The organism is Actimicrobium sp. CCC2.4, assembly GCF_034347385.1.
GTDB lineage: Bacteria > Pseudomonadota > Gammaproteobacteria > Burkholderiales > Burkholderiaceae_D > Actimicrobium.
The window spans coordinates 1,409,423-1,431,295 of sequence record NZ_CP133777.1 but is presented as its reverse complement, the minus strand read 5'-3'; the positions used below and the strand labels follow the sequence as shown (position 1 = coordinate 1,431,295).

20 protein-coding genes are annotated in these 21,873 nt (G+C 59.0%); 8 read left to right on the top strand and 12 right to left on the bottom strand.

Going from position 1 to position 21,873, the window contains the following annotated elements; genetic code table 11:
* Nucleotides 1-126 precede the first annotated feature (126 nt).
* Both htpG and RHM62_RS06630 read left to right on the top strand, forming a co-directional pair.
* Entirely contained in the window at nucleotides 127-2,040 is a 1,914-nt protein-coding gene (gene htpG / locus RHM62_RS06635; RefSeq protein ID WP_322124745.1) for a molecular chaperone HtpG, read from the top strand.
* A gap of 327 nt (nucleotides 2,041-2,367) precedes the next feature.
* Complete coding sequence (locus RHM62_RS06630; protein WP_322124744.1) at nucleotides 2,368-3,663, top strand: acetyl-CoA hydrolase/transferase family protein; 1,296 nt, start codon at nucleotides 2,368-2,370, stop codon at nucleotides 3,661-3,663.
* A 55-nt stretch (nucleotides 3,664-3,718) separates the two neighbouring features.
* On the opposite strand, the gene RHM62_RS06625 is transcribed toward RHM62_RS06630, so the two are convergent.
* The 3 genes from RHM62_RS06625 to RHM62_RS06615 form a co-directional block, all read right to left on the bottom strand.
* Nucleotides 3,719-4,879, bottom strand: a complete 1,161-nt coding sequence (locus tag RHM62_RS06625) for a hypothetical protein (protein WP_322124743.1) — start codon at nucleotides 4,877-4,879, stop codon at nucleotides 3,719-3,721.
* 183 nt (nucleotides 4,880-5,062) lie between these two features.
* Entirely contained in the window at nucleotides 5,063-6,073 is a 1,011-nt protein-coding gene (locus RHM62_RS06620; protein ID WP_322124742.1) for a 2-dehydropantoate 2-reductase, read from the bottom strand.
* Nucleotides 6,070-6,876 (bottom strand): YoaK family protein, encoded by an 807-nt coding sequence (locus tag RHM62_RS06615; protein WP_322124741.1) that lies wholly within the window; start codon nucleotides 6,874-6,876, stop codon nucleotides 6,070-6,072. Before RHM62_RS06615 ends, RHM62_RS06620 begins: the two co-directional genes overlap by 4 nt.
* A 99-nt stretch (nucleotides 6,877-6,975) precedes the next feature.
* Between RHM62_RS06615 and RHM62_RS06610 the strand changes: the two genes are divergently transcribed.
* Both RHM62_RS06610 and RHM62_RS06605 read left to right on the top strand, forming a co-directional pair.
* Entirely contained in the window at nucleotides 6,976-7,449 is a 474-nt protein-coding gene (locus RHM62_RS06610; protein WP_322125340.1) for a DNA-deoxyinosine glycosylase, read from the top strand.
* A 26-nt stretch (nucleotides 7,450-7,475) separates the two neighbouring features.
* Entirely contained in the window at nucleotides 7,476-8,303 is an 828-nt protein-coding gene (locus RHM62_RS06605) for a methyltransferase domain-containing protein (protein WP_322124740.1), read from the top strand.
* A 51-nt stretch (nucleotides 8,304-8,354) separates the two neighbouring features.
* Here the strand turns inward: RHM62_RS06605 and RHM62_RS06600 are convergent, their stop codons facing one another.
* Nucleotides 8,355-9,974, bottom strand: a complete 1,620-nt coding sequence (locus RHM62_RS06600) for an ABC transporter substrate-binding protein (protein ID WP_322124739.1) — start codon at nucleotides 9,972-9,974, stop codon at nucleotides 8,355-8,357.
* A gap of 195 nt (nucleotides 9,975-10,169) precedes the next feature.
* Between RHM62_RS06600 and RHM62_RS06595 the strand changes: the two genes are divergently transcribed.
* Nucleotides 10,170-12,245, top strand: a complete 2,076-nt coding sequence (locus RHM62_RS06595; protein ID WP_322124738.1) for a M13 family metallopeptidase — start codon at nucleotides 10,170-10,172, stop codon at nucleotides 12,243-12,245.
* 66 nt (nucleotides 12,246-12,311) lie between these two features.
* Here RHM62_RS06595 and RHM62_RS06590 read toward each other — a convergent pair whose 3' ends face one another.
* Nucleotides 12,312-12,746, bottom strand: a complete 435-nt coding sequence (locus RHM62_RS06590; protein WP_322124737.1) for a CesT family type III secretion system chaperone — start codon at nucleotides 12,744-12,746, stop codon at nucleotides 12,312-12,314.
* Between the two features lie 166 nt (nucleotides 12,747-12,912).
* Here RHM62_RS06590 and RHM62_RS06585 point away from each other — a divergent pair, with 166 nt between their 5' ends.
* Entirely contained in the window at nucleotides 12,913-13,377 is a 465-nt protein-coding gene (locus RHM62_RS06585; protein ID WP_322124736.1) for a CesT family type III secretion system chaperone, read from the top strand.
* 90 nt (nucleotides 13,378-13,467) lie between these two features.
* A complete protein-coding gene (locus RHM62_RS06580; protein ID WP_322124735.1) occupies nucleotides 13,468-15,078 on the top strand; it encodes an amidohydrolase family protein in 1,611 nt (536 codons plus the stop codon).
* A 13-nt stretch (nucleotides 15,079-15,091) separates the two neighbouring features.
* On the opposite strand, the gene pcaD is transcribed toward RHM62_RS06580, so the two are convergent.
* Complete coding sequence (gene pcaD, locus RHM62_RS06575; protein WP_322124734.1) at nucleotides 15,092-17,185, bottom strand: 3-oxoadipate enol-lactonase; 2,094 nt, start codon at nucleotides 17,183-17,185, stop codon at nucleotides 15,092-15,094.
* A 92-nt stretch (nucleotides 17,186-17,277) separates the two neighbouring features.
* Between pcaD and RHM62_RS06570 the strand changes: the two genes are divergently transcribed.
* A complete protein-coding gene (locus RHM62_RS06570; protein ID WP_322124733.1) occupies nucleotides 17,278-18,063 on the top strand; it encodes an SDR family NAD(P)-dependent oxidoreductase in 786 nt (261 codons plus the stop codon).
* A gap of 12 nt (nucleotides 18,064-18,075) precedes the next feature.
* Here RHM62_RS06570 and RHM62_RS06565 read toward each other — a convergent pair whose 3' ends face one another.
* The 6 genes from RHM62_RS06565 to RHM62_RS06540 are packed head-to-tail and all read right to left on the bottom strand — an operon-like array spanning nucleotide 18,076 to nucleotide 21,873.
* Nucleotides 18,076-18,888 (bottom strand): substrate-binding domain-containing protein, encoded by an 813-nt coding sequence (locus tag RHM62_RS06565; RefSeq protein WP_322124732.1) that lies wholly within the window; start codon nucleotides 18,886-18,888, stop codon nucleotides 18,076-18,078.
* 10 nt (nucleotides 18,889-18,898) lie between these two features.
* Nucleotides 18,899-19,582 (bottom strand): energy-coupling factor ABC transporter ATP-binding protein, encoded by a 684-nt coding sequence (locus tag RHM62_RS06560; RefSeq protein WP_322124731.1) that lies wholly within the window; start codon nucleotides 19,580-19,582, stop codon nucleotides 18,899-18,901.
* On the bottom strand, nucleotides 19,579-20,268 hold the full coding sequence (locus RHM62_RS06555) for an ABC transporter permease (RefSeq protein ID WP_322124730.1): 690 nt from the start codon (nucleotides 20,266-20,268) through the stop codon (nucleotides 19,579-19,581). Before RHM62_RS06555 ends, RHM62_RS06560 begins: the two co-directional genes overlap by 4 nt.
* 24 nt (nucleotides 20,269-20,292) lie before the next feature.
* A complete protein-coding gene (locus RHM62_RS06550) occupies nucleotides 20,293-21,141 on the bottom strand; it encodes a formate dehydrogenase accessory sulfurtransferase FdhD (protein WP_322124729.1) in 849 nt (282 codons plus the stop codon).
* A gap of 6 nt (nucleotides 21,142-21,147) precedes the next feature.
* The gene (locus RHM62_RS06545; RefSeq protein ID WP_322124728.1) at nucleotides 21,148-21,537 is read right to left on the bottom strand and encodes a DUF4399 domain-containing protein; all 390 of its coding nucleotides are present in this window, start codon (nucleotides 21,535-21,537) and stop codon (nucleotides 21,148-21,150) included.
* 9 nt (nucleotides 21,538-21,546) lie between these two features.
* Nucleotides 21,547-21,873, bottom strand: coding sequence for a hypothetical protein (locus RHM62_RS06540; protein ID WP_322124727.1), 327 nt, complete (start codon nucleotides 21,871-21,873; stop codon nucleotides 21,547-21,549).

Here is a 21,873-nt window from a genome sequence, read left to right as displayed (position 1 = left end):
TGATACACTCGCCATCTTCTGGAATGGGATCCCGGGCTGTCAAACTCTCTGCCTTGAATTCATCGACACCATCCCCACGTTCCCCGTCAGCAGCAACCAACATCCATTTCCATTCCCGAGGCCACAATGACCACAACCGAAAAGCAAACCCTTGGTTTCCAGACCGAAGTCACGCAACTGCTGCAGCTGATGATTCACTCGCTGTACTCGAACAAGGAAATTTTCTTGCGCGAGCTGATCTCGAATGCCTCCGACGCGGCCGACAAGCTGCGCTTCGAGGGCATCAACAATGCGGCGCTGGTCGAAGACGATGCCGAACTGAAGATCACGGTCGGCTTCGACAAGACCGCGCGCACCATCACCATCGCCGACAACGGCATCGGCATGAGCCGCGATGAAGCGATCGCCCATCTCGGCACGATCGCCAAATCAGGCACCAAGGATTTCTTCTCGCAGCTCTCGGGCGACCAGCAAAAAGACGCTGCGCTGATCGGCCAGTTCGGCGTCGGCTTCTATTCCGGATTCATCGTCGCCGACCGCATCACGGTCGACACCCGCCGTGCCGGCTTGCCTGCATCAGAAGGCGTGCGCTGGGAATCCGAAGGCGCCGGTGACTTCACCGTTGAAGCCATCGACAAGCCACAGCGCGGCACCACGATCACGTTGCATTTGCGCGCCGACCAGGATGAGTTCCTGTCGGACTGGAAACTCAAATCGATTATCCGCAAATACTCGGACCATATCTCGCTGCCGATCCAGATGCAGAAGGAAGAATGGGACGAAGAGAAAAAAGAATCGGTTGTCACCACCGAACTCGAAACCATCAACCAGGCCAGCGCACTGTGGGCGCGCAACCGCAACGAGATCACGCCGGAACAGTATGTCGAGTTCTACAAGCATGTTTCGCATGACTACGAAGCGCCGCTGACCTACACGCACAACCGCGTCGAAGGCCGCAGCGAATACACGCAGTTGCTGTTCATTCCGGCGCGCGCCCCGTTCGACCTGTGGGACCGCAACAAGCGCGGCGGCATCAAGCTGTACGTCAAGCGCGTCTTCATCATGGATGATGCCGAGCAGCTGATGCCGGTGTACCTGCGCTTTACCAAGGGCGTGATCGATTCGAACGACCTGCCGCTGAACGTCTCGCGCGAATTGCTGCAGGAATCGCGTGACGTCAAGGTGATCCGCGAAGGCTCGACCAAGCGCGTGCTGTCGATGCTGGAAGAATTGGCCAACAATGACGAGCAAGCCGAAAAGGACAAGTACGTCACGTTCTGGAACGAGTTCGGCCAGGTCCTGAAAGAAGGCATCGGCGAAGACGCGACCAACAAGGATCGCATCGCCAAGCTGCTGCGGTTCTCGTCGACGCATACCGACGACAGCGCCCAGACCACCTCGTTCGCCGACTACCTCGGCCGCATGAAAGAAGGCCAGGACAAGATCTATTACGCCACCGGTGAAACCTTCACTGCCGCCAAGAACAGCCCGCACCTCGAGATCTTCCGCAAGAAGGGTGTCGAAGTCCTGCTGATGACGGATCGCGTCGATGAATGGATGCTGTCGTTCCTGACCGAATTCGAAGGCAAGGAACTGACCTCGGTCGCCAAGGGCGGACTGGACCTCGGCAAGCTCGAAGACGACGCCGAGAAAAAGCAGCACGAAGAAACCGAAGTCCAGTACCACGACCTGGTCGCGAAAATGAAAACCGCACTGGCCGACAAGGCCAAGGATGTGCGGGTGACGTTCCGCCTGACCGATTCGCCGGCGTGTCTGGTGGCCGACGAGAATGAGCTGTCAGGCAACCTGATGCGTATGCTGAAGGCTGCCGGCCAGAGTGCGCCGGACTCGAAACCGATCCTCGAGATCAATCCAGATCATCCGCTGGTGCAACGCCTGAAATACGAAGAAGCCAAGTTCGATGACTGGTCCAACATCCTGTTCGACCAGGCCATGCTGGCCGAAGGCGGCGCGCTGACGGATCCGGCGGCGTTCGTGAAGCGGTTGAATGAACTGTTGCTGGGGATGGCTAGCCGGTAAGTCAAGCACCCAGGACAGGCCGGAGAAATCCGGTCTCATCAAACAATGGCGCAAACACTTTCCGGTGGCTGCGCCGTTTTTACGTCCTGGCATCAGTCTGCGTGGGCCGGGACACCGTCAATGCCGGCGGCAAACCCTGTACCTTGTCGCGCGATCCATTCGCCTGTGATGTCCACGTGCCCCCATCAAAACCAAGCTGCTGTAAGGTAGCGGAAAGAAAACAGTCGCATGATGCTGAGTTACACGCATCAAGTAACCGGAAAATTCGTCCGGCACCATCATCGCCGCACTCGCGCTAAGACGATCACGGCCCCATCAGGAGACAGCATGTCCACCCAAGAGTCCTATCGCAGCAAGCGCACCACCGCCGAAGCGGCTATCCGTCTGATTCGCAATGGCGATTCGATCATTGTGCCGACCGGCGTTGGCGAACCGCCGACCCTGTTGACGGCGCTATCAGAACATCGGCGCGATTTCCAGGATGTGAAGGTGCTGCAGATTCTGGCGGTGCGTAAGTACGGCTACTTCGATCCCGAGACCGCCAGCAATGTGCGGCATTCGGCGCTGTTCTTCGGGCCGGCTTCACGGGCGGCGGGACAGGCGGGCTGGGCAGATTTTCTGCCGAATTATTTCTCCGAAATTCCGGGCATGATCCGGCAGGGCCTGATCGCCGCTGACGTGGTGTTTTCGATCGCCTCGCCGATGGATGAGCATGGCTATTTTTCGCTTAGCCTGGGGACCGATTACACGATGGCAGCGCTGGGCAAGGCGCGCGCGATCGTGCTGGAAGTCAATCCGAATGTGCCTTTCACCAATGGCAATTGCCACATCCATATTTCGCAAGTCACCGCATTGGTCGAGAGCGACGAAGCCCTCACCGAGGTTGGCATGCCGGTCATCGGCCCGGTCCAGCAAGCCATCGGCAGCTATGTCGCCGATCTGATCGACGATGGCTCGACGCTGCAGATCGGCTACGGCGGGATTCCTGATGCGGTGGTACTGCAACTAAGCGCCAAGAAAAATCTTGGCATCCATTCCGAAATGATCGGCGACGGCATCCTGTCGCTGGTCGAGAGTGGCGCCGTCGACTGCAGCAAGAAGACCTACATGAAGGGCAAGATCGTTGGCACCTTCGTGCTTGGTTCGCGCAAGCTCTACAAGTTCATCGACCGTAATCCGATGGTCGAGATGCATCCGTCCGACTTTACCAACGATCCATACCTGGCCGGCCAGAACAACAAACTCGCGGCCATCAATGCGAGCTTGCAAGTCGATCTGCTGGGCCAGTGCGGCTCCGAAAGCCTGGCATCGATGCCCTACTCGGGCACCGGCGGCCAGAGCGATTTTGTCCGTGCAGCCAATCGCTCCGAAGGCGGCAAGGCCTTCATCGTCGTCCCCGCCACGGCCAAGGGCGACACGATTTCACGCATCGCGCCGGTACTGTGTCCGGGCACCCATGTCAGCACCAGCAAGAACGACGTGAATTACGTGGTGACCGAATTCGGCGTGGCGCAACTGCGCGGCAAATCGGCCAGTCAGCGTGCCCGCGAAATGATCTCGATCGCGCATCCGGATTTCCGTGCCGAGCTGACGACGGCCGCGAAAAAAATGGGTTTACTCTAATCCGGCTGGTGAGTGGCCAATTCGTCAGGGGGCCAATCGCAGTCCGGACGTGAGGTCACCGGGGGCCATCATCTATAACCGGCCCGGGATCCACCGCACGCTGATCAACCAGCTGCTTGATGCGCTCCCTGTGTTCGAGACTGACCTCATGGAGGTAGGAATTAATCCCTATCCACTTCTCGGACTGGTTGCCGATTGCCACGGTTTTCTTCAAGCGCATCATGTCTTTCAACGTGGTGAGCCGGCCGGTTCTGTCGCGGATCGGAAGTTGTAATTTGGCCTTCGACGTCTGCGTGACAAAGGCGGTTCTCTGCGCCGTAAAGCACAACTCTTCCGGCATCCTGAAGAGCCGGAAATTATCCACCTCCGGTGCCGAAAAACGGAAGACGCGGCTGGCTGCCGCCGTGCTCGACGATGCACTGCATTCATCGGCAATGCGCTCCTCAACCTTGCCGATCAGGTCGTCGACGGTGAATGCCCGGGTCAGGATTTCGTAGGCATCCGTGATGCAGGACTGACTATCGGACTGCCGCGTGCCATCGTTGAGCAAGACTTGGCAATCCGGAAAAAAGGTACCGACCTTGCGATACGCCTTTTTCATCGAGCCGGACGTCGAATCGAAGATCAGCACATAGTTGGTCTGGCCCTTTCGCATGAACAGTACCGGACAAGCATGGTGCTGACCATGGGTCAGAATGACACCGACCGGCCGCAAGGGATCAAACCGAATTCCCGCTGCCTGGGTGCTAAATTCCTTGAAGCGGGCAATCATTGTCGGCACCGGGCCGTCACTCTTCTGCTGATCCACAGCCCGCAAATCGTGATTGGTGCGGACCACGAAATCCTCGACCAGCAACGACAGTCCTGCCGGCGTCGGCTGGCAAATCGCTGGCTCGATGTACATGTAGTCGACAAGCTTTTTGTAACCGCAGCCAATTTCATGAAAATACTTGTCATATTTTTCAGACTCGTCCATGGCCTGCGCATCCAGGTCTACCGATAGAAAATCTGACGGGGCTATTCTGGCCGGCGGTGATGTCGCGGTGAGTCGGGTCGGTGGCGTGTCGCGGTCCGCCGGCCTGCCGAGCAGTATCCTGGTCGGCACACTACCGGGAAAGGTCTGCGTTTCGCGTAGCTCGAATGACGGCGACGAGGGCGCACTGGAAGCGGGTGGCAGCTGCGCCAGCGAGAGCAATGATTGACGTAACAAGTCCATGGAAGTGGAAATCCTGACAGGGGGTGCGGCACGTCGGCAGTGTCAGCCGGCGCGGAGTTACCCGGTCTTGCATCGGGCGGTATCGCCGCGAACAGGGCTCACTTCAGTGGCAACTATATCCAGCGGGTTCCATGATCTATCTGCTCAGCCCTGCTAGCCGGAACTGTCCAATGCCCAGGGATGCTATCGCGCCTGCAATTGACGCCACAGCACCTTGCCGTCGAGCGCGGGCAGAGTACCGTTTTCAGCCTGCCGGACCAGTGCCACCAGCTGCTGATTGGCCGGAGCAGTCCGGCCCAGCGAGGCCGCCAGCGCCACCACGGCACCATTGAGGTAATCAATCTCGGTACGCCGCCCGGCTTGCAAGTCTTCCCACATTGACGAGCGGGCTTCCGGATCGATCCGCAGCATTTGCGCGGCGACGCGCGTGAACAGCCAGTTCGGCAGGCGCAACAGTAACGGCAACCGACGCGGCGCGATCCTGGCAACTTGTGCCGGGACGATGCCGGCAGCATCCAGCGTAGCGAGTGCCTCGTCGACCAGCAGGGCCAGACAACGTCGCCAGGCGCGCTGCGACAACTGGGTTTTGAGGGGCAAGCCGGACAAGGCGTTGAGCGGATTGTTCAAGTTCAGCAGCAACTTGCCCCACTGAACTTCGACCACATCGACCCGTTCGATCAGTGGCAGATGCGCCCGGGCAAACAGGGGCAACCAGGCCGCCAGCAGGGGTGATGCCTCGACCATCAATTCGCCTTGCGTACCGCGATGCAGCCGACCGTCGTCCATTTGCACCACATTGAAGGGCACCATGCCGGCCAGTACATTCCAGTCCGGCAGCACTTGCCGCAGTGTCGCCGCATTGCCGATACCGTTTTGCAAGCTCAGTACCGGCACGGTCGCTGCGGCATGTTGCAGGATCAGTTCCGCTGCCGCTGCGGTGTCGCTGCTCTTGACCGTCAGCAGGATCAGGTCCGCACCCGCCAATGCCTGCGGGTCCACAGAATAGGGAACGTCGCTGCCGGCAAGCCGCACTGCGCGCTGCTGCATGTCGGTCAGCACCAGTCCGTGTTGCAGCAGACGTTGCCGCATCCGCTCGCGACCGATCAGCACCACATCGGCGCCCGCATCGAGCAGCGCGCCGCCGACATAGGTGCCCACCGAACCGCTGCCCAGCACCACAATACGCATCGTCATTTTTCGGGAGCCTTGTCGGCATCGATCGGCATCGATGGTTTGAGGATCCGCAGGTTCGGCAGGTGCGGGGCAATATCATCGAACATCGGAATCGCCGCCATCACCAGCAGGACCACTGCCAACGGCAGCGTGGCGCTGAATCCCATGTGCTTGAAACCGAAGGCACCGGCGACGCCGCCGATAAAGAACATCGACAGGATCAGGCAATGGATCCCCAGCTTGTCGCGGTCGGCCCGCACTAGGCTGCTGGTGCCATCTTTGTGCCGGCGATTCCAGTAAATGAGCTTACCCAGTTCGATGCCGAGGTCGGTCACCAGGCCGGTGACGTGCGTGGTGCGGATCTGGGCCTGCGACAGCTTGGTCACGATGGCATTCTGCAAGCCCATGATGAAGCACAGCACCATCACGGTCGCCGGCAAAATCACGGTGACATACGTCTCGAGGTTGGCACCCAGCAAGCCGAACAGCAGGAGCAGAATTGCCTCGAGCGCCAGCGACATCGCGTATTCGCTGTACATCTGCCGATGCCGCGCCCAGTTGATCAGGATGGCCGTCGTGGCGGCACCGGAAATAAACGCCGCCAAGGCGCAGAAGCCGGCAAACACCATCAGCAAATTGCCGAGTACGAACTCATCGGCGATCATCGACACGATACCGGTCATGTGCGAGGTGTACTGCTGCACGGCCAGAAAACCGCCGGCGTTCACGGCGCCTGCGACGAAGGCCAGCACTGCGCCCAGTTGGCGATTGGCGCGCCGCGTGCGGACGGTACCGGTGAGATTGCGCAAGAACGGGACTGGCATGTCGACCCTGGAAGAACAAGATTGCCAACAGTGTAACGCCAGCCAGTACCCTCGACCGGCGGATATACTTCCGGCATGGAAAATTTGCCCACGACACCCATGCTTGGCGGCTTTGCCCCGGTCATCGATAGCCGGACCCGAGTCCTGATACTCGGCAGTTTCCCGGGTGTCGCCTCGCTCGCCGCCGGCCAGTATTACGCCCATCCGCGCAACCAGTTCTGGCCCTTGCTGGGGGCCGTGCTGCAGCAAGCGCTGGTCGATCTGCCGTATCCGGAACGACTGCAACACCTGCTCGCGCAAGGCATCGGTCTGTGGGACGTGATCAACAGTTGCCAGCGCCGTGGCAGCCTCGATAGTGCGATCCGGGATGCCCGCGCCAACGACCTCGCACGCCTGCAACGCGACTGTCCGCAGCTGCGCCGGGTCTGCTTCAATGGCAAGGCTGCCGGCAAGTTTGCGGCTGATTTTTCGGCCCGCGGTATCGCCACGCTGGTGCTGCCGTCGTCGTCACCCGCCAATGCCATGTCGAGCTTTGCGCAGAAGCTGGAACACTGGCGCGGTATCATTGGCTGACTTTCTTCAGGCCACGAATTTACCCCATGCTCATCAAACGCAAGTCCATCGAAGCCCAGGCCAATCACATGGTCGGTCCCGGCAGGAAGTCTCCCGTCGCCCCCGTCTCGAAACCCCCGCGCAAAATCAAGTACGCCCCGGTCACGCTGTCCGAACAGGATGGCGTGCGCTTCCTGCATTTCGGCACCGAGTGGGTGCAAGGCGCGATGCGCCTGCGCAAGCCGGACTGGATCGAGCTGGAATACGCGCAGCAGATGATGGGCTGGATGCTGTTCATCGACAATCCGGAACATGTCGTACAGCTGGGACTGGGTACCGGTGCGCTGACCAAATTCTGCTACCGGACCTTTGCCGAAGCCCGCGTCACTGCCGTCGAGCTCAATCCCTCGGTGATCACGATCTGCGAGACGATGTTCAAGATGCCACCGGAAGACGACCGCCTGCGTGTGCTGGAGATGGATGCCAATGACTTTGTCAATGATCCGGCGAACCTCGATTCCATCGATGCGATGCAAGTCGATTTGTATGACGCGACCGCCAAGGGGCCGGTGCTGGAATCGGCCGAGTTCTATCAATCCTGCGCGGCCTGTCTGCGTGAGGACGGCATCATGACGGTCAATCTATTTGGCGATCATCCCAGCTTCAACCGCAACTTGAAGGCGATGCGATTTGCGTTCGATGACGTGATCTGCCTGCCGGAAGTCCATGAAGGCAATGTCGTGGCGCTGGCGTTCCGGCGCCGTCGTCAGATCGACTTTGCCGACCTGTATGCGCGGGCGGCCAATGTCGTGGCGCGCACGAAGTTACCAGCGAAGAGCTGGGTTAATGGGATCAAGCAGTGGGTGGAGGAGTAACGCGGCAGGCAGCGTGGGCACCGTAACACCGTGCCCGCGCCACCATCACGGTTACTTCGCCAGATCCACCTTGTCAAAATAATGATGCGCGGTCGCATCCATCTTGAAGCCGATCACTTCCTTGCGCACCGGCGTGAAGCGCACCGAGTGGGCGATCTCGATTAGCGGTGCTTCTTCATGGACGATTTCCTGGGCGCGCTCGTAGAACTTGGCGCGCTCGGCCTGCACCGACGTCGCCTTGGCTTTTTGCAGCTGGGCTTCAAAATCCTTGTTGCACCAGCGTGCCACGTTGCCGCCGCCGGCGACCGCATCGCAACCGAGTAGCGGACCAAAGAAATTATCCGGATCGCCGTTGTCGCCGGACCAGCCAAACATCATTGCCTGCTGCTCGCCGGTCTTGCTGCGCTTGCGGTACTCGCCCCACTCGTAGGTCACCAGTCTGGCCTTGACACCCACCTTGGCCCAGTCGGCCTGGATCAGGACAGCCATGCGCTTGCCGTCCGGATTGTACGGCCGGCTGACCGGCAGGTACCACAGGTCGACTTCGGCACCATTCGGATAACCGGCTTTGGCCAACAGGGCCTTGGCCTTCACAGGGTCATACGCATAGTCGACGATCTTGTCGTTGTACGACCAGAGCATCGGCGGAATTGGATTTTTGGCATTTTGCCCGGAGCCCTGGAACACGGTTTTCAGGATCGATTGCTTGTCGACGGCCATCGTCAATGCCTGGCGCACCAGCTTGTTGTCGAAGGGTTTTTTCTCGACATTGAAGGCGATGTAGCCGATGTTCAGGCCTTCCTTGGTCAGCATCGTCAGATTCGGATCGGCTTTCATCAGCGCGATATCCGCCGGTTTTGGAAACGCCATGACATGGCACTCGCCGGCTTTCAGCTTGGCGTAACGCACCGAGGCATCCGGCGTGATCGCATAAATCAGGTTATCGATTTTCGGACGGCCATCCCAGTACGCATCGAATGCCTTGTAGCGGATCACCGCGTCTTTCTGGTACGACACGAACTGGAACGCGCCGGTGCCGATCGGCTCGCGGTCGATCACTTCGGGCGTGCCGGCAGCTTTCATTTTGTCGGCGTATTCGGCCGATTGCACCGAATTGAAATCCATCGCCAGATCGGCCAGGAACGGGGCTTCCGGATGCAGCATCTTGAAACGCACCGTCATCGCATCGACCTTCTCGATCTTGTCGACGATCTTGTTCATGCCCATGTCTTCGAAATAGGCGTAGGTCGTCCCCGGCGTGTTCTTGTGGAACGGATGCTGCGGATCGGCCATGCGGTTGTAGGTGAAGATGATGTCATCGGCATTCATGTCGCGGGTCGGCTTGAACTTGGCGCTGCTGTGGAACTTGACGCCCTTGCGCAACTTGAAGGTGTAGCTCATGCCGTCCGGTGCGATGGTCCACGATTCGGCCAGGCCGGGAACGATGTTGGTGGTGCCCATCTCGAATTCGACCAGCCGGTTGAACATCGGGACCGACGAGGCATCCATCGTGGTGCCGGTACTGAAGAATTGCGGATTGAAACCTTCCGGACTGCCCTCCGAGCAAAATACCAGGGTCTTGGCAGCGCTCGCGGTAGTGGCAAACCCTGCCGATGCGCAGAGCAGCGCAATCAGGCTGGCCTTGAAGATCAATGTGCCTTGTTGCTTCATGCAGTTTTCTCCGGTGTTGTGAGGATCACGGACCAGGCCAACGATCAGCCGGCCCAGCGAGCGCCCTATTCTGAACCATAAACCGGCGCGCCGGTAAGCGCTTCCTGCTGCCGGACTCTTGCCCTGTCCGGCTATGGTAAATTCTTGCCCTTGCTTTGCCGACCACTGGCAAAGGAATCCAAAAGGAAAACCTCCATGAATCGTTATCTGGTGAACGCGCTTTATCTCAGCATGGCCGCCTCTGCCTCGACAGCTATCGCTGCCGATGTTCCTGCGACAGTAACAACGACCGCCACAACGACAGCGAAGCCGGCACAACTGGCCTCCGGTATCGACTTGCAATACATCGACAAAGGCGTGCGCGCCCAGGACGATTTTTTCAAATATGCCAGCGGCAAATGGCTCTCCACGACCGAGATTCCGGCGGACAAATCGAGCTGGGGCTCGTTTGCCAAATTGCGCGATGACACGTTGCCGCAGCTGCGCGCAATTATCGAAAACGCCGCCAAGGACACCGGCGGCACACCTGAAACCCGCAAGATCGGTGACCTTTACGCCAGCTACATGGATGAAGCGAAGCTGGAGGAACTGGGCCTAAAACCGCTGCAAGCGGAGCTGGCAAAAATCGCCGCACTGAAAGACAAAAAGGAAATCCCGGCGCTGATCGCACATCTGGGCCAGCTTGGCGTGAACACGCCATATGGCTTCGGCATTCATCAGGATGCGCGCGACTCGACCAAGTATGTGGTCGACCTGGCGCAGAGCGGGCTCGGCTTGCCGGATCGGGACTATTACCTGAAACCGAACGATGCCAAGCTGGTGGCAGCGCGCGCGAAGTACCAGGAATACGTGCAAGCGCTATTGACGATGGCCGGTGACAAGGCTGCTGCTGCCAGCGCACGCGATGTCGTGGCGCTGGAAACTGCGCTGGCCAAAGTACAGTGGTCCAACGTCGAAAACCGCGATCCGATCAAAACCTACAACAAGCTCGATTTCACTGAGCTCAATACACTGGCACCGAAATACGACTGGACGTCATACCTGACAGCCGCTGGCATTGATGGCAAGGTCAACTACGTGATCGTCAGCCAGCCAAGCTATCTGAAAGGATTCAACACGGTCTATCAGAAGACCACGCTGCCGGTCTGGAAAAAATACTTCGAAACCCAGCTGATCAGCCGCTACGCCGGCATGCTGTCGAAGCCGTATGTCGACACCAACTTTGCTTACAAGGGCACGGCGTTGCGCGGCATCCCCGAGAACGAACCACGCTGGAAGCGCGGCGTGATGCTGGTCGAAGCCTCGCTCGGCGAAGCCGTCGGCAAGGTCTATGTGGCCCAACACTTTCCTCCGGAGCGCAAGGTGCGCATGGAAAAGCTGGTGCAAAACCTGCTGGTGGCATATCGCCAGAGCATCGAGACCATCGACTGGATGAGCCCTGAAACCAAGAAGGAAGCACAGATCAAGCTGGCCAAGTTCACGCCGAAGATCGGCTATCCGAACAAGTGGAAAGATTATTCCAGCGTACAGATCAACAAGGATGACCTGGTCGGTAACGTCATGCGTGCAACCACTTTTGCGTATCAATACGAACTGAATAAACTGGGCAAGCCGATCGATCGCGACGAGTGGGGCATGACGCCGCAAACCGTCAATGCGTACTACAACCCGGAGCTCAATGAAATCGTGTTCCCGGCGGCGATTCTGCAACCGCCTTTCTTCGATGCCAATGCCGATGATGCTGTCAATTACGGCGGTATCGGTGGTGTCATCGGCCATGAGATCAGCCATGGCTTCGACGACCAGGGAGCGCAATACGATGGCGATGGCAACTTGCGCGACTGGTGGACCAAGCAGGATCACGAGAAATTTTCCGCCAAGACCAAGATGCTGATCGCGCAGTACGACGCCTTTTCGCCGCTGCCCGGCTATCACGTCAATGGCGCATTGACGCTCGGTGAAAACATCGCCGACAACTCCGGTCTGGCCATTACGTTCAAGGCCTATAAGCTATCGCTCGGTGGCAAGGAAGCGCCGATGATCGACGGACTGACCGGCGACCAGCGTCTGTACATGGGCTGGTCGCAGGTCTGGCGCGCCAAGTCGCGTGATGCGCAAACCATCGTGCAGATCAAGACTGATCCGCACTCGCCGGCGCAATACCGCGCCAATGGTTCGCTGTCGAACCAACCCGGTTTTTACGATGCGTTCAGCGTGAAAGAAGACGACAAGATGTATTTGCCTGCAGCGCAGCGGGTGATTATCTGGTGATGTCATTGCTGTGAAATCAAAAAAGCCTCTGCATTGCAGAGGCTTTTTTTTGGACAGGAGATGCGCTCAAGCGACCGGAAAACGCCGCTCGCGACGCACCATCGGCTTGAGAAAATAGGTGCTTTGCCACTCTTTTACCTTGCCGCTGAAATACAGCATCGTGCTGGCCAGCCGCGCCGGAGAGGCGTCACACAGCGGCATTTTTAGCAGATACAGCACCAGTCCCGACGCGGGCGAGACGCAAAATCCGGGGCCATCACCGCAATAACCCGCATGGTTGTCGTTAAGCAGCGTGCGATAAATGGCCGTCTCATCCTTGAGTGGTGCGTTGCCGAAGACCACACGCAGATACATCGCATCAACGGCAATGTCTTCCTCGTACATCAATGAAAATTCCACCCCGTGCAACTCCATCGACCCGTCTTCCAGCAAGCGTTCCGGCTGGCTGAATTTTTCGGCCTCGCAAAAGGTGCGGACAACGGCTTCGAACTGGTGCTTCATCGGATCTCCCTGGCTGGCTCAATGTGTGTTAATGGGTCACCAAACCGTTGGCGGGGTTCCTGCCACGATTTTCTTTCAGGCGGGATGGAACCACGCTGCTGCTTGCCTCACTCACTGCGTTGAGAGCGGGCCGGACCGCTCCGCAACCCGACAAGCGAGGCCGCCCATGCACACCGCATTCGAACAGCTGATCCAAGGACTTTGCAAAGTAACCCGTTATGCCAACCCGCAACAGATTATCGATGGTGGCGGTATCACTTTCGAAGGAGTCACCTTTGCCTTGACCTATAAGCCAAAAGCCGATCCCGACGCCCTCTTTCTGTATGCCGATTTCGGCCAGCTCGACCTGGAACAGCAAGCCGCGCTGTACCCGCTCATGCTGCAGGAAAACATGCTGATGCTCAGCAGCCGGGAAGGCACTTTCAGCGTCGCGGCAACGAACGATAGCGTCGTCATGATCGAAAAGATTTCCCTGTCGGCGCAAACGCCCGAGAGCCTGCTGGCGCTGTTGCGCTCCCTGGCGCACCGGGCCAATTACTTCAACAAGCACCATCGCAGCACCCGTATCGGACCACACCATGCATCTCGCAACGAAGCCACGCGTTTACGCACACACGCTCATCACGGATAAGTCACCATGCCCCAAATAAATAGCCTCAGCAGAAACCAATACAGAAAAATCGTTGTACTCCATAACGACTTTCACGAACTCAGCACACCCTTGCGCAACGAAGACGTCAAAGGGGAATTCACGCCAACTCCCTATTCCCCTGCCGCCACGGACAACCAGGCAAGCACGCAATCACCCAAAGGCAAAGTGCCAATGCGCGTCAGCTGCGATGGACATGTGCATCCGGCCGGCTACCATCAAAAAGGGCCCTCGCTATTAAAAATGATCCAGATGGCGAACGAAAACAACGTCAAATATTTTGTCGCCATGCGAATTGCGACCAATGTGATCTCGCTGCAATCGGACCGGCGCTATATAGATCTGGCCAGCTCTTGCGGCGAAACCTACTACCTTGAACCCTCGATGTTCAACAATGACGAGACGCTCAACCGGGAAAAAATCCTCGAGATGAAAAAAAAGGTGGAGCTGTATGTCAACTCGGAAGCCGACTGGGTACAAGCCGCCGAGTACAACAAACTCACTGACGACCAGAAAGAACGGATCGATCTTGCCATCACGGGCTTGCACCTTGGTGACCCGCGCGCCCATTTTTCTCTGCTCCAGAAAATTGCCGATAACGACGTGCCTTTTTCGCTGGTCGGTGAAGTCACGCTGGCCAAGGAAATCGTCATGCACCTGTTGCCAAATGAAAGCCAGGCACACCTGAAGAGCCACATCAAGCCGTTTTGTACGCTGGTCGAGATGGTTGGACTAACCGGCATGCCGATGACTTTGCATTGCGATATCGACACGGCCATAACGGAAGGTATCAGGGCGGGCCACCCGGCCAACCTGAATGGCATGATGAAGTTGCTCGGCGATGGCCAGGTCGAGGACACAACGATTATCTGGGCGCATTTCGGGGGAATCAACCGGTTCGGCCCGGTCCCGGAGAAGCACTATGACAACCTCGACTCGATGCTGCACCGGTTTCCTAACCTGATGATCGACCTGTCCTGGAGCCGGATCGCCAGCAAGCTCGACCCCGACAAGGTTGCCGCCGTCATCAATAACCATCCTGAGCGCTTCATCATGGGGTCGGACGCGCTGGCCCCGCATGATGCGCAGGTGCTGAGGCAAACCTATGCCATCTACGATGCGCCGGATGGGCTGTTCAAAAAATTGTCCGAGGACGTGCTGCAAAAAATTCTTGTGACCAACTACGAACGCGTCATTCGTGGCGGGCGCGAACACTGCAAGAAATTCAAGCAGCATATTTTGCCAGGCATGGCTGATCTGCTCCTTGATCCGGCCGCAGACAACTTACGGCCCAAGGAATTACGGCGCTGGATGCTGGCCGAATATGAAGCAAAAGACCCTGACTATTTTCTACAGTTAAGCAAGGAAATCACCAACCGGGATCTTGCGCGCAAGGATGCCAAGGAATATGTGAATGAAAAAGGCGATCTGCTGTCCGGCTCCAGCGAGGGTGTGCAGTCCCCTGTGTCGACGGCTTCGCAACTCAACCGACAATTATCCAGCCTCGATATACCGAACAGAACCGCGACCGCAAGTCTGGACAGTCGTAGTCACCGTCAACATCGTCAGAATCCGCATCAGGAACAGGTACAACATGCCAGACCTGGAATGCCGCAGGAACCACGTGCGAGCAGTAGTGGCAGGGGTCAGCCACGGTCGAAAGGCCGGAATTGGCGGCCCTGAAATCCGGCGATGACTAGACCGGATCCGTCAGCAAAAAGCCAGTCAGTTCTGCATTGAAGCGCTGTGCGACTTCCCGATTCGGCAAGTGCCCGGCATTGAGCTCGAGATAGAGGGCACCATTGATGTGCGCAGCCAATCGACGAGTCTGTGCGGACGGCGCCATGCGGTCTTGCTTGCCTCCGATGACAAGGGTCGGCACGTTGATATCAGGCAGCTTGCTTCGCAAATCCATATCGCGGATCGCCGTGCAGGCGGCAATAAATCCGGCCGGTGAGGTCTGTAGGAGCATCTCCTGTACAACGGCAACCTGATGCCCGGCGTGACGCGCGAAGTCGCGTGTGAAACAGCGTTCCATCAAGGCCGGCACAACTGCTTCGACGCCGTGCTGGCGGATCTGTTCGATCCAGCCATCCCAGATCGATGGAGGTCCCGATAACGGCGCGGCATTGCACACCACCAGCCGCTCGATGCGGGCGGGGTGATGGATCGCCAGCCAGAGCCCTGTCATGCCACCCAGCGAACTGCCACAAAAATGCGCGCGTGCGATGCCGAGGTGATCCATCAGGCTGATCACGTCATCACCCAGGTCGGCCAGCGACGTCGTCGCACCATCGCGCATGACCGACTGGCCATGGCCACGCGTGTCATAACGCAACACATGAAACTGCTCCGACAGGAGCGGCATCTGCGGCTCCCAGAGATCGAGTGCGGTACCCAGCGCATTCGACAGCACCAGCCAGGGTGCGTCGGCAAGACCATCTATCCGGTAATGCAATTGTGCATGGCCAGCCGCAAAGCTCGCGCGCGTCTGCTCGACGACTGCCGGCATACCGGAAGACTGCTGCCAGCTCTGCAAGACCCGGTCAACGAAGCTGGCCGACTGGCCGCTGTGGCTGGCCGGCTCAAGCAGGCGGTCGAGTTCGAGTGCACTGAAATGCAGGCTCACCACACCATATTGATCGAGCACTTCACGCAGAGCCTGGTCGCTCTGCGCCGCGTGCGCGCTCGCCTGCCGCACGAGCGCCTCGGCCGGCTGCCTGCCGATCTTGCGGGCCAGCGCCAGTGTCAGTGGTTCGGCAAGCAGGCGACCACGCGTCAGTGCGAGGTTGGCCTGCATGCGCGCCGCATCGACTTTCATGCTGCCCGCCTGCCGCTGCAGTTGCTCCAATGCACCGGCGCACAGCGCCACGATTTGTGGCAGCAGGCGCGCGGCCGCGTCGTCGCTTTCATCGACTTCGCCTTCATGATCCGGCAGCATCACCGCCAGCATGGCCGCCACCAGCGCCGGCACTTGCTGCGTCGCCGCCAGCGTAGCCGACCACCCGGTCGATGGCATCACCGGAAAAGCCAGCTCGGCGACTTCCGTCTGAGTGAGCAGGATCATGTCGTGGGCGATCTTGCCGAGTGATCCGGCCAGCAGGCCTAACGTGGTCGCCACCTCGGCAAAGCGATCGCGCTGACCATGCCAGGGTATGTCCGGCAAGCTCAGATCCAGTGTCGCCGCCAGCGCAGTGGCAACCGGCAAGGCGGCATCACCGAGGCTGGCGAGCGTACCGGTGGCACCGCCAAACTGCAGCGTCAGCAAGCGAACCCGCAGCGCCTGCAGGCGTTGTTGATGGCGCAACATGGCATCGAGCCAACCGGCCGTCTTCAAGCCAAAAGTAATCGGCAAGCCATGCTGTAAACCGACCCGCCCGACCTGCGCGGTATGCCGGTGACGCTCGGCAAACTCGGCCAGAACGGCAACAAAGCGGGCGAGATCCGCCTCGATACCATCGAGCGCCACCCGCAATTGCAACACCAGGGCAGTATCGGACAAGTCCTGTAGTGACATGCCCCAATGCACGTAATTGGCTGCCTCGGCATCCCGTCCGGCGACCGCCATCGTGAGTTGCCGGACCACGTCTTGCGGTAGCCCCGTCGAGATCAACTCACCACGGCAACAATGCGCAATCTGCGCGGCGGATGTCGGGCTGATAACGCCGTGCTGGGCCAGCGCGCTGGCCAGTGCTGCTTCGATATCGAGCAAGGTCCTGATCCGGTGCTGGTCGGCGAACACCCCTTGCTGCGACATGGTCAGTTCGGTATCGGCATCAGCAGGATTCATGATTGCCAACGGTCTATCACTGAAAAATAAGCTTCCGCCCGACGTGCTAGCATCGTTCGCACTTCTCCTTTCGCCATCATCCCGGACCCGCCATGACACCCCCTATCGTCAATCACTTGTTTGCCAATCTCAACGAACCCGCACAGGTACTGATCATCGGTGCTACGGGCGGGATCGGACTGGCACTGACGACCCAGCTGCTGGCCCACCCCGGCGTAGCACATGTCACCGCAGCGGCCCGTCACGCCAACGGTGCGACAGCACTACTGGCGCTTGCCGAAGCCCATCCGACCAGACTGACTGTTACCAATGCCGACATCACCGTCAGCGCTAGCCTGCAAGCACTAGCAGCAGGCCTGCTTACGCCCTCGCTACATCTGGTTATCAATGCCACTGGATTGCTTCACGGAACAGCACTGGCACCCGAAAAAGCGTTGTCTGCGATTACGGACACGAACCTGGAACGCGTCTTTGCGGTCAATGCTTTCGGCCCCATTTTGCTGGCGCAGGCAATGCTGCCCTTGATGCGGCACAACACATCGGCAGTCTTCGCATCGCTCTCTGCGCGCGTCGGATCGATCACGGATAACCAGCTCGGCGGCTGGTATGCCTACCGGGCCGCGAAGGCGGCACAGAACCAGTTGCTGAAGACGGCAGCGATCGAATGCCGACGCACCCATCCGCGACTGAGCATCCAGTTGCTGCATCCGGGCACGGTCGACAGTGCGCTGTCGCGGCCGTTCCAGCGTGGTGTTGCAGAGGGAAAGTTGTTTGATCCGGCGCGCGCTGCCGCGCAACTGCTGGCCGTGATCGCGACGGCAACGCCTGCTAATAGCGGGCGCTTTGTCGCATGGGACGGCACCGAAGTGCCTTGGTAGATCAGACCCGAATCAGCGCCCTGCCGAAGGGAAAAATACTTGCTCGCCATCGACGCGGAAGGCAGCGATCTGCTGCTGACCAGCCGGTGAAGTGATCCAGTCGATCAGCTGTTTGGCCCCCTTCTGGTTGGTGTCAGGGAACCGCGCCGGATTGACGGCGATGATGCCATAGGGATTGAACATCGCTTTGTCCCCCTCGACCGCAATGGCCAGTCCGGTTTTGGCACGGTAGGCGCTGAACGTGGCGCGGTCGGTCAGCGTGTAGGCCTGTAGTTCACCGGCCATCGTCAACACTTCCCCCATTCCGCGACCGGCCGATACATAAGCACTTCCCTGCGGTTTGACGCCGGCCGTCTTCCAGTAAGCCTGCTCCATCTGCTCGGTGCCGGAATTATCTCCGCGGGAGATAAATTTGGTATTGCTGGCAACAACTTTTTTCAGGCTGGCGACAATGTCTTTACTGCCAGCTATGCCTGCCGGGTCATTGACCGGACCGACCAGGATGAAGTCGTTGTACATCACGTCGCGCCGGTTCACACCGTAGCCTGCGGTGACGAACTTGTCTTCGGAGGAACGGGCATGCACCAATGTCACATCGACGTCCCCATTCTTGGCCAGTTCCAGCGCCTTGCCCGTACCAACCGAGATCACCTGAACTTTGATGTCGAACTGCTTTTCAAAGACAGGCAGCAAGACTTTGAGCAAGCCGGAATTCTCGGTGCTAGTGGTGGTCGACAGCTTGAGGATTTGCTGGGCGCTAGCCAGAGGTGCAACTACGCCGGCGAACAAGGCGACGGAAAGTTGGAGAACAAGACGACGGGACATGGGACTTCCTTCAGGGTGGTGAATCGGCAGCAACGGTCGGCTCGCGCATTTCGAGCCGGCCATCTTTCAGTTTCAGGCGTCGCACGCCAGGCAAGCCGATCAAGTCGCGATCATGGCAAGCCATGATGACGCTGCGCCCTTCGGCAAGCAAAGTAGGGATCAATCCGATGACTTGCTCGCGCGCCGGACCGTCCAGATTGGCGGTCGGCTCGTCGAGCAGCAGTAACTTGGGGCGCAGCACGCGTGCCCGTGCCAGCGCGACACGCTGCTTTTCACCACCCGACCAGTGCTGCGGTTGCGTGCCATGCAGATGCGTAATGCCGGCCCACTCCATGGCATCCGCCACGCGTTGCTTCAGCGCTGCCCTGGCGATCCCGCGCGCAGCCAGTCCGTAACCGACATTGGCTTCGACCGTCGTCGAAAACATCACCGGATGCTGATGCACATACAGCACCGCATCACGCAGCGCAGCCGGATACGGCCACAGCGCGATTGGCGCGCCCATGAAAGTCGCAGCATCGATGCGAGCCCGCTCAAGCCCGCACAGAACCCGCAACAACGTACTTTTGCCGGAGCCATTGGCACCGGTTAGCACGTAAGCGCTGGCCGGAGTGATGTCAAGACGGTCGATATCGAGTAGCAATCGCTCGCCGAATTGCAGTTGCAGACCATCTATCGTGAGCAAGTTGTTCATCGCGTATCCCCCTGCAGCAATAGCAACGCTGCGTTGATGGCCAGCGCGATGGCGATCAGAACCATGCCCAGCGCGATGCCTTGCGCAAACTCGCCTTTACTGGTCTCGAGTGCGATCGCCGTGGTGATGGTGCGCGTTTCGCCAGCGATGTTACCGCCGACCATCATCGCGCAGCCGACCTCTGAAATCACCCTGCCAAACCCGTTGATAATCGCCGCCATGACGCCAAAGCGCACTTCGCGCAGCACCGTCCACATGACGCGCCAGCGCGATGCACCAAGCGTAATCGCGGTTTCAGCCAGGCGCGGATCCGCAGCCTGCACCGCAGCCAGCGTAAAAGCTATCAGTACCGGCATTGCAATGAGGACTTGTCCGACAATCAATGCCGATTGGGAGAACAGCCAGCGCAATTCGCCAGCCGGCCCGCTGCGGGAGAGTAGCAAATACAGCAGCAAGCCGATCAGTACGGTTGGCAGCGACAGCGACACCTGGGCCAGCCAGATGACGATGCGGCGCCCCGGAAACAGCCGGGTTGCGACGACATAACCGAGTAATATCGCGAACGGTGAGGCAATGAGCAAGCCCACTATGGACGTCGAGACAGAGACCCAGACGATGCCCCACAGTGCACTATCACCAGACCAGAGCAGGGCAAAAGCGGCAAGCGTCGCGTCGATCAGCGACATGATGTCTTCATCCCCACGTTCAGGTCAGGCGACCTTCAACGCGCCATCGAACAGTTCCGGTTCGAACACCAGACGTTCCTTGCCGGTCAGCAGCAAAAAATGCTTGCCACTGCAGCGCGCAAGCAATGCCATGCCGAGCTGCTCGGCGACCATGTGTCCCATTTGCGTGGTGCCGGAGCGCGACAGCAGGAACGGAATTCCCATCTGCCCGCCCTTGATGACCATCTCGGACGTGAGGCGTCCGGTGGTATAAAAAATCTTGTCGTCGCCGGCCATGCCATCGAGCCACATCCGTCCGGCAATGGCATCGACCGCATTGTGGCGACCGACATCTTCGACGAAATACAGCAGTTCACCGGCCGACGTGAACAACGCACAGCCATGCACCGAACCGGCCTGCTTGTAGATCGATTGCTGGGTCCGTATCGTGTCAACGATACGGATCAGCACTGATTGCTTCAGGCGGGCATCCGGCGACAGACGGATCGCTGCCACATCATCCATCAAGCCACCGAACACCGAGCCCTGACCGCAACCGGTCGTGACGACCCGCTTGGCAGTGCGCGCCTCGATGTCATCGATACCGTTGCGCGTGACTACCGCCACGGCTTCGACATCCCAGTCCACCTGCACCGAGACGATGTCATCGAGTTGACGGATGAAGCGCTGGTTACGCAGATAGCCCAGCGTCAGCGCCTCGGGTGCGCCGCCCAGGGTCATCAGCGTGACGAGTTCACGCTTGTCGACATACACGGTCAGCGGCCTTTCGGCCGGGATCGCGATGAGCGACACGCGACCACGCTCGTCGGTGACCTCGACTTCACGGGTCAGATCGACATGCGCACTGGTCAGCTCGGGACGATAGCGGGTCAAAGCGGATTACTTGACGTTGACGGTGATGGTCTTGCTCAGTGGTGCGCCATATGACTGGTGCGCACCATTGGCAAATTGCAGCGTCAGCTGGTAAGTACCCGGCTTGAGCGTCACGGTGGCTTCGGTCTGACCTTTGCCAAAATGAATATGCGTCTCATCGAACGGTACAGGCTCACCGGCCGGGATAGCCGTCGCATTGATCAGCAAGTGATGATGGCCGCTGGTCGGCGACAATTCACCGGCCGGTTTGACTTCCATGCCTTCGACTGCGAATTTGACCGGGAACGTGGTGGGCACGGTGGCACCGTTCGCCGGCTCGACGAACGAGACCGAAGCGGCGTGGGCCATCGATGACAACAGTAGCGAGGCAAACAAAAAAGAGAGATGTTTCATCATCAGGGTTCCTTATTTTTTGACAGGGTCTTTATTCGGCGTTGGGGCAACGGCCGCGGTCACGATAGCGGCCGCCGGTGCGGCCACATACGGACCAGGATCCGCGCAGGCCGGCAAACCTTCGACTGGCTTGCCGGTAGGCGCTTTCGTTTTCAGATAGTACGCGACCGTCTTGCCCTGTGCCAGACACAACTTGTAGGCAGCAGTCTTGTCGCCCCAGGCGGTCTTAGCCTTGGCTTCGTCTGCCTTGGCTTTGGCTTCGTCGCTCGGGGCTGGCAATTTGGCAGTGGCGATGCCGGCAAACAGCATGCCGACGAGGAGTGCAATAATTTTTTTCAT